The organism is Streptomyces sp. NPDC001231, from assembly GCF_042896885.1.
Classification (GTDB): domain Bacteria; phylum Actinomycetota; class Actinomycetes; order Streptomycetales; family Streptomycetaceae; genus Streptomyces.
In genome coordinates this window covers 1-13,981 of record NZ_JBIAXS010000008.1, presented here as the reverse complement: position 1 = coordinate 13,981, position 13,981 = coordinate 1, and the positions used below count along the sequence as shown (strand labels likewise).

The following is a 13,981-nucleotide window of genomic DNA, read 5'->3' as shown; positions in this document are numbered from 1 at the left end:
TCAGCCCCCGGCCACGGCACGCAGCCGGTCCAGCACGTCCGCCCGCAGCTCGGCCGGCTCCAGGACCACCACGTCCGGTCCGAACTCGACCAGCCAGGCGTCAAGCCCATGCCCGTACGGGATGTCCAACTCGTCCCAGCCGTCTCCCAGTGCCCGCACGGCGGTGGCCTTCGCCCGAAGGGGGTACCCGGCATCCGCGCGCAGCCGGATCCGCGCGGAGCGGTCGGCGCTCTCGCCCGCCCAGCTCGCCACGGTCTCGCGGACGGTGACGACGTCCGGGACCGGCGCGGTGAAGCCGCTGCCCCGGGAACGGACCCTGCCGGTGATCCTGGACAGCCGGAAGACCCGCTCGGCTTTCCGGTCGCGGTCGAACCCGGCCAGGTACCAGTGGCCGCGCCAGCACTCCAGCGCCCACGGCTCGACGTGCCGGGTCCCGGGCTGGGCGGCGTTGGCCTTGCGGTAGTCGAAGACGACCGGCCGACGGTCGCGGCAGGCCAGCATCAGCGGCTCGAAGGCGGCCTCGTGCACCGGGATGCGCGGCTCCAGCGCGCCGTGCGCCTCGTAGGGGTCGACGTCCTCGGGCAGCCCGGCCGCGCGCAGCTTCTGCAGGGCGCCGCTGGCCGCCCCGGCCAGCCGGGCCTGCTGCCAGACCTTGGCGGCCAGACCGAGCGCGGCGGCCTCCTCGGCGTCCAGGGTGATGGGCGGCAGCCGGTTGCTGTCCCGGCGGGCCAGGTAGCCGACCTCGCCGTCCAGGCTCTCGACGGTCTCGATGACCAGCCCGAGCTCACGCAGGTCGTCCTTGTCCCGCTCGAACATGCGGTTGAAGGAGTCGTCGGACGCAGCAACGCCGCCCTTCTCCGACTGGGAGGCCGCACCCCTGTCCCGGCCGGAGGCCGCACCCCTGTCCCGGCCGGAGGCCGCACCCCTGTCCCGGCCGGAGGCCTCGACGTAGGCCTCGATGGACTCCCGCAGCTCGCGCTTGCTCAGCGGCCGCCGCGCCCCGAGCAGGCACAGCGCCAGGTTCATCAGCCGCTCGGCCTTGGCAATGGCCATCGACGCCCTTCACCTTCCGTATGGTCCTTACGACCGATGACCGTACCGCCCCGCAGCGTACGGACAAAAGCCGAGGCCCATGCCCGGACGGGCATGGGCCACGGATGATCGGATCCCGCACGGATCCGATGCGCGACGATCAGACCGCGACCAGGTCGCAGACGAAGATCAGCGTCTCGCCCGGCTTGATCCGGCCGCCCGCGCCGCGGTCGCCGTAGGCGAGGTGCGGCGGGATGGTCAGCTGGCGGCGCCCGCCGACCTTCATGCCCTGCACACCCTGGTCCCAGCCGGCGATGACCTGGCCGATACCCAGCTGGAAGCGGAGCGGCGTGCCGCGGTTCCAGGAGGCGTCGAACTCCTCGCCGGTGGAGAAGGCCACGCCGACGTAGTGGACGGCGACGGTGTCGCCGGCCTTGGCCACCGGCCCGTCGCCCTCCCAGATCTCCTTGATCTCGAGATCCGCCGGGGGCTCGCCGCCCGGGAAGTCGATCTCGGGCTTCTCGATGCTCACGTGTTTCTCCTGCTCATCTACGACAAGGCAACCTGCACAGTCTTACATCCCCGCCGGGTGCGCGCCCGCGTCGGGAGACCGTGGCGCGGTGCTACATCGCCGCCAGGATGTCCACCGTGAAGACCAGCACCGAGTCCTTCTTGATGCCGCTGTTGGGGGGCGGGTTGTCGCCGTAGCCCAGGGCCGGCGGAACGACGATCAGGACACGGCTGCCGACCTTCTTGCCGGCCAGTCCGTCGGCCCAGCCCTTGACGACCTGCTGGAGGGAGAACGAGGTCAGCGCATCGCGCTTGTACGTCGAGTCGAACTCCTTGCCGCCGTCCCACAGCACGCCCTTGTACTGGACCAGCACGGTGTTCTCCGGCTTGACCACGGGACCGTCGCCCTCGATCACGTAGTCGGCCACGAGCTTCTTGGGCGCGGCCGTCCTGGGCACCGTGATGGACGGGGCGGAGCCGTCGGTGTTGGTGCCGATCTTGGGCAGGTCGGCGTTGTCCTGGGCGACCGTCTTGCCCTTGGCCGAGCTCTTGGAGTTGAAAGTGTCCTGGAGGTCGACGACGAACACCAGCGTGTCGGTGCCCTTGATCCCGGCCTGGGCGTTGCCCTGCGTGCCGTATCCCCAGGTGGGCGGCACGGAGAACAGGACGCGACTGCCCACCTTCTTGCCGGCGAGGGCATAGCGCCAGCCGTCGATGATCGTGCCCTGGGCGAGCTGGATGACCAGGGGCGCCTTGCGGTCGTAGGAGTTGTCGAAGAGCTTCGCCGAGTCCCAGATCTGGCCCAGGTAGTGCGCCTGGACGTAGTCGTTCTCCGCGATGGTGCGGCCGCCGCCCGCGATCACCGTCTTGACGGCGATGTCCTTCGACGGGCCACCACTGCCCTTGGCGACGGTCGGCTTCTCGCCGAACTTCGTCCCCGCGGTGATCGCCGGCAGCGGCCCGGAGACGATCTTCGGCGAGGGCGCCGCGGACGGCTCGGAGGGCGACGGCGACGCGCTCTCGCTGGCCTTGCTCGAATCGGCCTTGTCGTTGCCGCAGGCGGCCAGGGTGACAAGTCCCGCGGGTACGGAAAGAAGAAGTGAGCGTCGGCGCACGGTGGGGGCCTCGTAATCGGTCGATCTTCTGATGGCGTGCGCGCAACTCTACGTCGTGAGCGGGGCGCCGTACGGTGAACGTACGGCGCCCGTGTGGCGTTCCGATTCTCTTGTTGAACCGGCGTCCTCGTCCCGCCGGGCTCACATTCCGGCGATCAGCTTCTCCACCCGGTCGTCCACCGAACGGAACGGGTCCTTGCACAACACCGTCCGTTGTGCCTGGTCGTTGAGCTTCAGGTGCACCCAGTCGACGGTGAAGTCCCTGCGCTGTTCCTGCGCCCGCCGGATGAAGTCGCCGCGCAGTCGTGCCCGAGTGGTCTGCGGGGGAACCGACTTGCCCTCGAAGATCTTCAAGTCGTTGCAGATCCGGGCGGTTTGGCCCTTCTTCTCCAGCAGGTAGTACAGGCCACGACGGCGGTGGATGTCGTGGTAGGCGAGGTCTATCTGGGCGACCCGGGGGTGCGACATGGTCATGTTGTGCTTGGCCCGGTACCGCTCGATGAGCTTGTACTTCATCACCCAGTCGATCTCGGTGCCGATGCGGTCGAGATCCTCGGTCTCGATCGCGTCCAGCGTACGGCCCCACAGCTCCAGCACCTGCTCCACCGTGCCGGTGCGGATACCGCGCCGCTCGCAGAAGTCCACGGCCTTCTCGTAGTACTCCCGCTGCACCTCCAGCGCGGAGGCCTCCCGGCCGCTGGCCAGGCGCACCTTGCGACGGCCCGTGATGTCGTGGCTGACCTCGCGGATCGCCCGGATCGGGTTCTCCAGGGTCAGGTCGCGCATCACCGTGCCCGCCTCGATCATGCGCAGCACCAGGTCGGTCGCGCCCACCTTGAGCAGCATCGTCGTCTCGGACATGTTGGAGTCGCCGACGATGACGTGCAGCCGCCGGTAGCGCTCCGCGTCCGCGTGCGGCTCGTCGCGGGTGTTGATGATGGGCCGCGAACGGGTGGTCGCCGAGGAGACGCCCTCCCAGATGTGCTCGGCCCGCTGGCTCACGCAGTACACCGCCCCGCGCGGGGTCTGCAGCACCTTGCCCGCCCCGCAGAGCAGCTGCCTCGTGACCAGGAACGGGATGAGGATGTCCGCGAGACGCGAGAACTCTCCGTGCCGTGCCACCAGATAGTTCTCGTGGCAGCCGTAGGAGTTGCCCGCCGAGTCGGTGTTGTTCTTGAAAAGGTAGACGTCGCCCGCGATTCCCTCCTCGTGCAGGCGTCGTTCCGCGTCCACCAGGAGTCCTTCGAGAATGCGCTCGCCGGCCTTGTCGTGGGTGACCAGTTCGGTCACATTGTCACACTCGGGTGTCGCGTATTCCGGGTGTGACCCCACGTCGAGATAGAGCCGGGCGCCGTTTCGCAGAAACACATTGCTGCTGCGGCCCCATGACACGACACGGCGGAAGAGGTACCGCGCCACCTCGTCAGGCGACAGGCGGCGCTGTCCCCTGAACGTGCACGTGACGCCGTACTCGTTCTCCAGCCCGAAAATGCGGCGGTCCATGACTGAACATTACGCCCGATCCTCTGCGCTCAAACGGGGTTCGGCAGCACGATTTGGATCATTTTCCGATGAAGCGGCAACCACCGCCCGCCCAGCGGGAGCTGTGAGGACCCTCCCGGTGACCAGCAACACCAGCAGCGACACGGCCCCGGCGACGCCCGGCACCGCGAAGCCCCAGAGCGCGCCACCCGCCTCGACCACCGGGCCCGCGACACCCGTTCCGACGGACGCGCCCACGGTGAACGTCGTCACCAGCCAGGAGAATGCCTCGGTCACCGTGCCGGCCGGCGCGTGCCGGTCCACGATGATGAACGCGCAGGCGATGCACGGCGCCAGGAACACCCCGGCCAGCACCGTCAGCGCCACCATGGCCACCGCCCCGGGCATCAGCAGCAGCGGCAGGTAACACACCGCCAGAAGACCCACCAGCAGGCGCAGTCGCCGCTCGGGCGCGCCCGCCCACTGGCGCGCGCCGTAGACGGCACCGCCGACCAGCGCGCCCAGCCCCAGGGCGGCCATCAGCCAACCGTAGACCGCGTCTCCGCCGTGGTCGTCGGCGTAGGGCACCGCCGCCACCGTGATGGAGCCCATGGCGACACCGACGAAGAGGAACGCGCCGAGCAGCGCCAGGAGACCGGGCGAGCGCAGCGCGCCCAGCCAGTGCGCCTCCCGGGGCGCCGAGCGCCAGGCCCGCGAGGGCGGCGAGACGACCACGGACAGCGCGCCCAGCACGCCGACGGCGTTCAGCACCACCAGCGCCGCCTGTGCCGACCACAGCGAGACGCAGAGGGTCACGAGCAACGGGCCGACGGTGAACATCACTTCCTGTGCCACGGCGTCCATCGCGTACGCCGTGTGCACCTGGTCGTCCCTGCGCAGCACCGAGGGCCACAGCGCCCGCAGCCCGCCCTCCAGAGGCGGGGTGAAGAGCCCGGCCGCCGCCACGGCCGTGTACGCCACGGCGGGCGGCTGGGTGCCGGTCAGGGCGAAGACCGTCATCGCCAGCGCCGCGGCGAGCGCGGCGGGCAGCTGGACGCGGGGCTGCCCGTACAGGTCCACCAGGCGCCCGAGCACGGGCTGGCCCACCGCGTTGGCCACGCCGTACACCGCCGCCAGCGCCCCCGCGAGGCTGTACGTGCCGCCCTCCGCGCGGACGAACAGCACGATGGCGATCGCCGCGGTGGCGTTGGGCAGCCGCCCCACGAGGGTGCCGGTCAGCAGCCGGGTGGCGTGCCTCGCCCTGAGGATCTCCAGGTATCCCCCGAATCCCACGGCCATCGCCTGCCTTCCACCGGTTCACCCGAGGTGCTGGAGCAACCTCTGGTGTTACGTATAACGTTCTCGGTCATACGTACCATGTGCGCTGTTCACCAGTCCAGACGAAGGAGCGTCCCCGCGGTGGCACGAAGCAGCACGCGCCCCACCAGCCGTGACGTCGCGCACGCCGCCGGGGTGTCCCAGGCCGCCGTCTCCCTGGTCCTCGGCGACAAGTGGCGCGGCCGGGTGTCGCAGGCGACCGCCGAACGGGTGCGCCGGGCCGCCGAGGAACTCGGCTACCGGCCCAACCTCGCCGCCCGCAACCTGCGCCTCGGCCGCACCCGGACCGTGCTCCTGGTCGTCCCCGCGCTGACCACCGAGTTCTTCGCCGGCGTCTACACCGGCGCCGCCCGCGTCGCCGCCGAGCACGGCTTCGGCGTCGTCCTCTACCCCTCCCCCGAGGGCATCGGCCCGGCCCGGAACCCGTTCGCCTCGGCCCAGGCGGCGCTGGACGGCGTGATCGCCTCCTCCATGGCCGCCGACGCGCTCACCGCGATCCGCGGCGACCAGCTGCCGCTGGTCATGCTGGACAGCGACCCCGCGGGCAGCCTGGGCGCCGCGACCGTCAACCTGGACATCGCCGACGGCGTACGCCAGGTCGCCGACCATCTGCTCGGGCTCGGCCACCGGCGCTTCCTGCACCTCGCGGCGGACGTGGCCTCCTGGACCTTCGAGGTGCGGGCGAGGGAGCTCGGCGCCCGGGTGGGCGCGGTGCCCGGCACCTCGGTGCGCACCGCCCGCGCCCCCATCTCCATCGAGGACGCCAGGGCCGCCACCGAGGCCGCCCTGAGCGCCCCCGGGCCCCGGCCCACCGCGCTGGTCTGCGACGACGACAAGCTCGCCGCCGGCGCCTACAAGGCCCTGCGCCGCCTCGGCCTGCGCGTACCCGACGACGTCTCCGTCACCGGCCTCGACGACCTCGCCCTGGCCACCGCCATCGACCCCGAGCTCACCACCGTGCGGCTGGACGCCGAGCTGTTCGGCGAGCGGGGCATGCACGCCCTGCTGGCCGTTCTGGAGGGCCGCGCTCCCGTCGGCGGGGACATCCCCGTGGACCTCGTGGTGCGGGCCTCCACGGCGCCGCCCGGCCCCTCCTGACACCGCCCAGTCCCTGAAAACGCCCGGGTGCCCCGGCCCTCGAGCAGGCCGGGGCACCCGGGAACGGGGCTGCGGAGCGGGACTACTTCTCCTCGGAACCGTCCTCCTCGGCGCTCTCCGCCTCGGTCGCCGCGCCGTCGGCCTCGAGCAGCCTGCCCAGCTGACGGCCCACGATGCGCTTGAACTTGCGCTTCTGCGGGCGCGTACGGTCCAGCACCGCCACCTCCAAGCGCTCGGCGGGGATCTCCCGCTCGCTGCCGTTGGTGTCGCGGGACAAGGCCTGCACGGCCAGCTTCAGCGCCTCGGCCAGCGACATGCCGTCCCGGTGGCGCTGGTCCAGGTAGCCGCTGATCTGCTCGGCGTTGCCGCCGACCGCGACCGAGCCGTGCTCGTCCACGATCGAGCCGTCGTGCGGCAGCCGGTAGATCTGGTCGCCGTCCGGGGTCTCCCCCACCTCGGCGACCACCAGCTCCACCTCGTACGGCTTCTCGGCGGCGCTGGAGAAGATCGTGCCCAGCGTCTGGGCGTACACGTTCGCCAGGCCGCGGGCGGTCACGTCGTCCCGGTCGTAGGTGTAACCGCGCAGGTCGGCGTAGCGGACGCCGCCGATGCGCAGGTTCTCGTACTCGTTGTACTTGCCGGCGGCCGCGAACGCGATCCGGTCGTAGATCTCGCTGAACTTGTGCAGCGCGCGGGACGGATTCTCACCGACGAACACGATTCCGTCGGCGTACTGCAGCACGACCAGGCTGCGGCCACGGGCGATGCCCTTGCGGGCGTACTCCGCCCGGTCGGCCATGGCCTGCTGAGGTGATACATAGAACGGCGTCGACACCGGTTATCCGTCCCTTTCTGTAGAAGTCACTGGATCACCGAACAAGAACCGGGCGCCGGCTACAGCAGCGCGGCCCGCGGGCCGTCCGGCAGCTCCAGGCGCCGCTGGAGCACCGAGCGGGCGATCTCCGAGGACTCGTCCTCGGTGAGCCGGCGGAATCCGTCCTCGCTGATCACGGTGACGATCGGATAGATCCGGCGGGCGACATCGGGACCACCGGTCGCCGAGTCGTCGTCTGCCGCGTCGTACAGGGCCTGGACCACCAGCGTCGTGGCCTCGGCCTCGGTCAGGTCCTCCCGGAAGAGCTTCTTCATCGCGCCGCGCGCGAAGATCGAGCCGGAACCCGTGGCCGCGTAGCCGTGCTCCTCGGAACGGCCACCCGTCACGTCGTAGGAGAAGATCCGGCCCTTCTCGCGGTCCAGGTCGTACCCCGCGAAGAGCGGGACCACGGCCAGTCCCTGCATGGCCATGCCCAGGTTGGAGCGGATCATCGTCGACAGCCGGTTCGCCTTGCCCTCCAGCGAGAGCTGCGTCCCCTCGACCTTCTCGAAGTGCTCCAGCTCCAGCTGGAACAGCTTCACCATCTCCACCGCCAGACCGGCGGTGCCGGCGATGCCGACGGCCGAGTACTCGTCCGCCGGGAACACCTTCTCGATGTCCCGCTGCGCGATCACGTTCCCCATCGTCGCCCGCCGGTCACCGGCCAGGACGACGCCGCCCGGGAAGGTCGTCGCCACGATGGTGGTGCCGTGCGGCGCCTCGACCACCCCCTGGGTCGGCGGCAGCTGCCGCTTCCCCGGCAGCAGCTCCGGCTGGTGCTCGGCGAGAAAGTCCATGAACGAGGCGGACCCAGGCGTCAGGAAGGCGGCCGGTAGACGCCCGGTGCTACGAGTGTTGGCTTCCACGCGTTTCCTTCCGGGTAGTCGGCAGCTCGGTCCACCGCTTCGGGATCGTCCCTCAACAGGCCGAGGCCGGAGTTGCAGTTGATGCACAGTACGCCACGGACCCTACCCGCCTCGCGGCGGTGATCCACATGAACGGCGGAAGCCCTGAGGCGGCTCCCGCGGAGCTCCTCACCGGGCCTCCGCACGGGCGGCCGGCGCCCGGAAACGAAGGCCGCGCGCGGCACGCCCTCACCGCACCGCACGCAGCTCCTCGCCAACCGGCTCGTTCGCCGACGCTCCACGCGCCTTCCTTTCGATTCTTCGGCCCCGGGAAAGCCAGGGAATCCAGGGGACCCAGGAAATCCAAGGACGCTGAGGAATCGAAGGAGGAAGCGGCTTACCGACCGCTTATCGGGCGTTTACTGACCGCCCTTTTGCACGAAGGACCGCACGAAGTCCTCTGCGTTCTCCTCGAGGACGTCGTCGATCTCGTCGAGGACGGAGTCCACGTCGTCGCTCAGCTTCTCGTGGCGTTCCTTGAGGTCGTCCGTGGCCTGCGCGTCCTGGGACTGTTCCTCGACCTCCTCGGTGGAACGCGTGGCCTTCTGCTGCCCGCCGCCGGTGTCCTTCGTTGCCATAACCCTCACCCCGCTCAGTTCGCCCGACATGGTCGGCATTACGGCCGATCGGTGATGTTCCGACCCTACAAGCCGGGTCCGACATCGGCCCCGCACTTTCTCCAACGTACGAGGGCCACCTCGATGATTCCCGGCGCCGGGCATTTCCACCCTGGAGGACCCGCCCGGCCCGGGATCCGCTCAGCCGCCGGAAAGAACCCTGACCAGGTCTTCGGCGGTACGGCAGCGGTCGAGGAGCTCCTTGACGTGATTACGCGTTCCGCGAAGCGGTTCCAGGGTTGGGACCCGCTGGAGCGAGTCCCGGCCCGGCAGATCGAAGATCACCGAGTCCCAGGAGGCCGCGGCGACGTCGTCGGCGTACTGCTCCAGGCAGCGGCCGCGGAAGTACGCGCGCGTGTCCTCCGGCGGCTTCCTGCGGGCCCGGTCCACCTCGGTCTCGTCCAGCAGGCGCTTGATGCGGCCCCGGGCCACCAGGCGGTTGTACAGGCCCTTGTCGGGGCGTACGTCCGCGTACTGGAGGTCGACGAGGTGGAGACGGGCGGCGTCCCAGTCGAGGCCGTCGCGGCGCCGGTAGCCCTCCATGAGCTCCCGCTTGGCGACCCAGTCCAGCTCGCCGGCCAGGCTCATGGGATCGTTCTCGAGCCGGTTGAGCGTGTCCTCCCAGCGGGACAGCACGTCCTTGGTCTGCTCGTCGGCGTCCGCGCCGAACCGCTCCTCCACGTACTTGCGCGACAGCTCGTAGTACTCCATCTGGAGCTGCACCGCGGTCAGTGTCCGGCCGCTGCGCAGTGTGATCAGGCGCTTGAGACCCGGGTCGTGCGAGACCTGGTGGAGCGTGCGTACGGGCTGGTCGACGGCCAGGTCCACGGCGATGAAGCCGTCCTCGATCATGGACAGGACCAGGGCGGTCGTGCCCAGCTTGAGGTAGGTGGAGATCTCGGAGAGGTTGGCGTCGCCGATGATCACATGCAGACGCCGGTACTTCTCCGCGTCGGCGTGGGGCTCGTCGCGCGTGTTGATGATCGGCCGCTTGAGTGTGGTCTCCAGACCGACCTCGACCTCGAAGTAGTCCGCGCGCTGGCTGAGCTGGAAGCCGTGCTCGTGGCCGTCCTGGCCGACGCCGACACGGCCGGCGCCCGTGATGACCTGGCGGGAGACGAAGAAGGGCGTGAGGTGGCGCACGATGTCGGAGAAGGCGGTCTCCCGCTTCATCAGGTAGTTCTCGTGCGTGCCGTAGGAGGCGCCCTTGTTGTCGGTGTTGTTCTTGTAGAGGTGGATCGGCTGGGCGCCGGGCAGCTGTGCCGCCCGCTCCGCGGCCTCGGCCATGATCCGTTCGCCGGCCTTGTCCCACAGGACGGCGTCGCGCGGGTTGGTGACCTCGGGCGCGCTGTACTCCGGGTGGGCATGGTCGACGTAGAGCCGTGCGCCATTGGTGAGGATGACGTTGGCCAGGCCGATGTCCTCGTCGGTGAGCTGGCTGGCGTCGGCCGCCTCGCGGGCGAGGTCGAAGCCCCGGGCGTCCCGCAGCGGATTTTCCTCCTCGAAGTCCCAGCGGGCCCGGCGCGCCCGGTGCATGGCCGCCGCGTAGGCGTTGACGATCTGGGATGAGGTGAGCATGGCATTGGCATTGGGGTGGCCGGGGACGGAGATCCCGTACTCCGTCTCGATGCCCATTACTCGCCGTACGGTCATGCGGCCCTCCTTGCCCGGCGGCGCCCTCGGTCGTGGGCGTCACTCAAGTACCGCTGATGCCCGGGTGCCTGTGCGGTGCCCGTCCCCGCACTGCGCAACCCGGCGGTACGAAAGAGCCTAGAACGCCTTTGCGCTGGTGGGGAGATCATTTGCGTCATTGCCTGCTCCATGCGTGGCCTGGAAACAGCCGACTGCGGGTACCCCGTGGAGGGCACCCGCAGCCACCCTGCTTTTACAGGTACTGACCGGTGTTCGCCACCGTGTCGATGGAGCGTCCGGTGTCCGCGCCCTGCTTTCCGGTGATGAGGGTGCGGATGTAGACGATCCGCTCGCCCTTCTTTCCGGAGATCCGGGCCCAGTCGTCCGGGTTGGTGGTGTTGGGCAGGTCCTCGTTCTCCTTGAACTCGTCCACGCAGGCCTGGAGCAGGTGGGAGACGCGGAGACCCTTCTGGTTCTTCTCGAGGAAGTCCTTGATCGCCATCTTCTTGGCGCGGCCGACGATGTTCTCGATCATGGCGCCGGAGTTGAAGTCCTTGAAGTAGAGGACTTCCTTGTCACCGTTGGCGTAGGTGACCTCCAGGAAGCGGTTCTCCTCGGTTTCGGCGTACATGTGTTCCACCGCGGTCTGGATCATGCCCTGGACCGTGGCGTCCTTGGCGCCGCCGTGTTCCGCGAGGTCGTCGGAGTGCAGCGGGAGGCGCTCGGTGAGGTACTTCCCGAAGATGTCTTTCGCCGCCTCGGCGTCCGGACGCTCGATCTTGATCTTCACATCGAGGCGGCCGGGCCGCAGGATGGCAGGGTCGATCATGTCCTCACGGTTGGAGGCGCCGATCACGACCACGTTCTGCAGGCCTTCCACACCGTCGATCTCGGCGAGCAGCTGGGGGACGATGGTGTTCTCCACGTCCGAGCTGACACCGGAGCCCCGGGTGCGGAAGAGGGACTCCATCTCGTCGAAGAAGACGATCACGGGGGTGCCCTCGCCGGCCTTCTCCCGGGCACGCTGGAAGACGAGGCGGATCTGCCGCTCGGTCTCGCCGACGTACTTGTTCAGCAGCTCCGGGCCCTTGATGTTGAGGAAGAAGCTCTTGCCCGCAGCCTGCCCTGTGACCTCGGCGACCTTCTTGGCGAGCGAGTTCGCGACGGCCTTGGCGATGAGCGTCTTGCCGCATCCGGGAGGCCCGTAGAGCAGGACGCCCTTCGGCGGGCGCAGCTCGTGCTCCTTGAACAGGTCCGGGTAGAGGTACGGCAGCTCCACTGCGTCGCGGATGGCCTCGATCTGGTTGCCGAGGCCGCCGATCTGCTCGTAGCCGATGTCGGGCACCTCTTCGAGGACGAGTTCCTCGACCTCGCTCTTGGGCACGACCTCGTAGACGTAGCCGGACCTGGGTTCGAGCAGGAGCGCGTCGCCGGGGCGGATGGTGACGTCCAGCAGCGGCTCGGCGAGCCGTACCACCCGCTCCTCGTCGGTGTGCCCGAGCACCAGGGCCCGCTCGCCGTCCTCGAGGATCTCCTTGAGGGTGACGATGTCGCCGACGCGCTCGAACTCCATGGCCTCGACCACGTTGAGCGCCTCGTTGAGCATCACTTCCTGGCCGCGCCTGAGCTCGTCGAGCTCGACGCTGGGGCTGACGTTCACCCGGAGCTTGCGGCCGCCGGTGAAGATGTCGGCGGTGCCGTCCTCGATGGCCTGAAGGAAGACCCCGAAGCCGGCCGGCGGCTGGGCGAGCCGGTCGACCTCCTCCTTGAGGGCCACGATCTGGTCGCGGGCCTCGCGGAGCGTGTTCGCGAGGCGTTCGTTCTGCGCGGAGACGCCGGCCAGGTTGGTCTGCAACTCGACGATCCGCTCTTCGAGAATCCTCGTGTGACGCGGAGAGTCGGCGAGCTTGCGGCGCAGGACGGCGATCTCCTGCTCAAGGTAGGCGATCTGCCCGGCCGGGTCGTCGGACCCGCGTCCCGGGCGGATGCCGCGGTTCATGTCGTCGTCGTGGGCTGCCACGGTCCTCACCTCCTCCAAGGGGAGCTGGACGCTTCCAGACCCTACCTGGGTGGGTGTCGATTGAAACCCCTAGATCACAAAGACTGTCGGGGTGTGTCCGATCTTCACCCTTGCGCTCTCCCTCACGCCAGGGGAATACCCACCGAACATGATTGGAAAGCGGGCAGAGGTAGGGTCGACACGTTCAACACCCGTCAGAGCTGGCCGGATTCCCGTACGGCTCGACGTGATACGGCAGGAGAGATGACCGTGCAGCAGCAGACCTCGGACGGTGGCGAGGCACTGGAGGTCTGGATCGACCAGGACCTGTGTACCGGCGACGGCATCTGCGCGCAATACGCGCCGGAGGTCTTCGAGCTGGACATCGACGGTCTGGCCTATGTGAAGAGCCCGGAGGACGAGCTCCTTCAGGAAGCGGGAGCGGCAACGCCCGTACCGCTCCCGCTTCTCACGGACGTGGTGGACTCGGTCAAGGAGTGCCCCGGCGAGTGCATCCACGTGCGCCGCGTTTCGGACAGGGTCGAGGTGTACGGACCTGACGCGGAGTGACCGCCTCGGCGCGATGCGTCACCATTGTCTGGTTTCTCACATTTTCAGAGAGTGCGGTCAGACACCGCGAGCCCCGGCGTCCGCGGAGCGGACGAACGCGCCGTTCTGCCACCGCCACTTCACGCTGTCCTTGAGGTCGGGGCAGCAATTGGGCACGTCGGGCGAGGAGTAGCCGAACAGGGTGGCGGTCACGGCGCCGTCACGGACGGCGAAGTCCGTGACCGAGTACCGGTCCTTGACCTCGACGAGGGTGGCGACCACACGCGGCTCGGCGGCGTCGGCGGCCTGGGTGATGACGTAGACGGCGTCGGGCGGGGTGCCCATGGCGGCGTCGCAGTGCACGACGGCCACGGTCTCCGGTCTGCCGTCCCCGTCGAGGTCACCGGAGGCCTTCTTCGCCACCACGGCCCGCACCGGGCCGCAGTCGATCGGGAAGGTCACGCCGGTGGTGCTCGGGGCCGGCGCGGTGGCGGGGGCGGAGTTCGCGCGGGTGCCCTGCGGCTGGGCGGCCGTGGCCGAGCCGGGCTGCACGAGCGAGGAGAGGGCGACCACACCGGCGACCGCGGTGGCGGTGGCCATCCAGTGAATGGGGCGGGTGTGCGTGTGGGCCAGTTCCGGAACGGCGGATTGCTGCACTAGGAGCATCTCCTGCGAGGGCTGTGCCGGTGGGGGTGGCCAGCATCGTGCCACACGTCACAGTGCGGGGGAACGGCGGGGGGGTGCCCCTATCTGTTTCGTCAACCCTGGCGGGGCTGGTTCGTAGGGGTTCGTACTGGGCGGATCGGGTGCCGTGGGGGCAGGCCGGTGGC

At 69.5% G+C, this 13,981-nt stretch carries 14 protein-coding genes; 2 read left to right on the top strand and 12 right to left on the bottom strand.

Translation table 11 applies throughout. From position 1 onward, the window contains the following. The 5 genes from ACFY3J_RS11740 to ACFY3J_RS11720 all read right to left on the bottom strand — a co-directional run bounded on the left by ACFY3J_RS11740 (position 1) and on the right by ACFY3J_RS11720 (position 5,438). The gene (locus ACFY3J_RS11740; RefSeq protein WP_384175334.1) at positions 1-1,053 is read right to left on the bottom strand and encodes a helix-turn-helix transcriptional regulator; all 1,053 of its coding nucleotides are present in this window, start codon (positions 1,051-1,053) and stop codon (positions 1-3) included. 139 nt (positions 1,054-1,192) lie between these two features. Then, entirely contained in the window at positions 1,193-1,564 is a 372-nt protein-coding gene (locus tag ACFY3J_RS11735; protein WP_141362535.1) for an FKBP-type peptidyl-prolyl cis-trans isomerase, read from the bottom strand. Between the two features lie 91 nt (positions 1,565-1,655). Further along, positions 1,656-2,657, bottom strand: a complete 1,002-nt coding sequence (locus ACFY3J_RS11730) for an FKBP-type peptidyl-prolyl cis-trans isomerase (protein WP_390840793.1) — start codon at positions 2,655-2,657, stop codon at positions 1,656-1,658. A 141-nt stretch (positions 2,658-2,798) separates the two neighbouring features. Then, complete coding sequence (gene pafA / locus ACFY3J_RS11725) at positions 2,799-4,160, bottom strand: Pup--protein ligase (RefSeq protein ID WP_384175330.1); 1,362 nt, start codon at positions 4,158-4,160, stop codon at positions 2,799-2,801. 9 nt (positions 4,161-4,169) lie between these two features. Then, positions 4,170-5,438, bottom strand: a complete 1,269-nt coding sequence (locus ACFY3J_RS11720; RefSeq protein ID WP_384175328.1) for an MFS transporter — start codon at positions 5,436-5,438, stop codon at positions 4,170-4,172. 120 nt (positions 5,439-5,558) lie between these two features. On the opposite strand from ACFY3J_RS11720, the gene ACFY3J_RS11715 reads away from it, so the two are divergent. Next, a complete protein-coding gene (locus tag ACFY3J_RS11715; protein WP_390840792.1) occupies positions 5,559-6,575 on the top strand; it encodes a LacI family DNA-binding transcriptional regulator in 1,017 nt (338 codons plus the stop codon). Positions 6,576-6,657: 82 nt separating this feature from the next. On the opposite strand, the gene prcA is transcribed toward ACFY3J_RS11715, so the two are convergent. From prcA to arc, 6 genes are all read right to left on the bottom strand, one after another. Continuing rightward, positions 6,658-7,410 (bottom strand): proteasome subunit alpha, encoded by a 753-nt coding sequence (gene prcA / locus ACFY3J_RS11710; RefSeq protein ID WP_141362525.1) that lies wholly within the window; start codon positions 7,408-7,410, stop codon positions 6,658-6,660. Positions 7,411-7,469: 59 nt separating this feature from the next. Beyond that, a complete protein-coding gene (gene prcB / locus ACFY3J_RS11705; protein WP_384175324.1) occupies positions 7,470-8,315 on the bottom strand; it encodes a proteasome subunit beta in 846 nt (281 codons plus the stop codon). Next, positions 8,267-8,500 (bottom strand): endonuclease domain-containing protein, encoded by a 234-nt coding sequence (locus tag ACFY3J_RS11700; RefSeq protein ID WP_384175737.1) that lies wholly within the window; start codon positions 8,498-8,500, stop codon positions 8,267-8,269. The genes prcB and ACFY3J_RS11700 overlap by 49 nt, the downstream gene beginning before the upstream one ends. 213 nt (positions 8,501-8,713) lie before the next feature. Beyond that, entirely contained in the window at positions 8,714-8,932 is a 219-nt protein-coding gene (locus ACFY3J_RS11695) for a ubiquitin-like protein Pup (protein ID WP_384175322.1), read from the bottom strand. A 180-nt stretch (positions 8,933-9,112) separates the two neighbouring features. After that, positions 9,113-10,624: a depupylase/deamidase Dop gene (dop, locus tag ACFY3J_RS11690; protein WP_172633017.1), complete on the bottom strand. Its 1,512-nt coding sequence runs from the start codon at positions 10,622-10,624 to the stop codon at positions 9,113-9,115. Positions 10,625-10,856: 232 nt separating this feature from the next. Continuing rightward, positions 10,857-12,623, bottom strand: coding sequence for a proteasome ATPase (gene arc / locus ACFY3J_RS11685; protein ID WP_384175320.1), 1,767 nt, complete (start codon positions 12,621-12,623; stop codon positions 10,857-10,859). Positions 12,624-12,866: 243 nt separating this feature from the next. On the opposite strand from arc, the gene ACFY3J_RS11680 reads away from it, so the two are divergent. Beyond that, positions 12,867-13,172 carry a ferredoxin gene (locus ACFY3J_RS11680; protein WP_225076128.1) on the top strand — a complete coding sequence of 102 codons (306 nt, stop codon included), beginning with the start codon at positions 12,867-12,869 and terminating at the stop codon, positions 13,170-13,172. Between the two features lie 57 nt (positions 13,173-13,229). On the opposite strand, the gene ACFY3J_RS11675 is transcribed toward ACFY3J_RS11680, so the two are convergent. Further along, positions 13,230-13,808 carry a hypothetical protein gene (locus tag ACFY3J_RS11675; protein ID WP_384175318.1) on the bottom strand — a complete coding sequence of 193 codons (579 nt, stop codon included), beginning with the start codon at positions 13,806-13,808 and terminating at the stop codon, positions 13,230-13,232. Between the last annotated feature and the right edge of the window lie 173 nt (positions 13,809-13,981).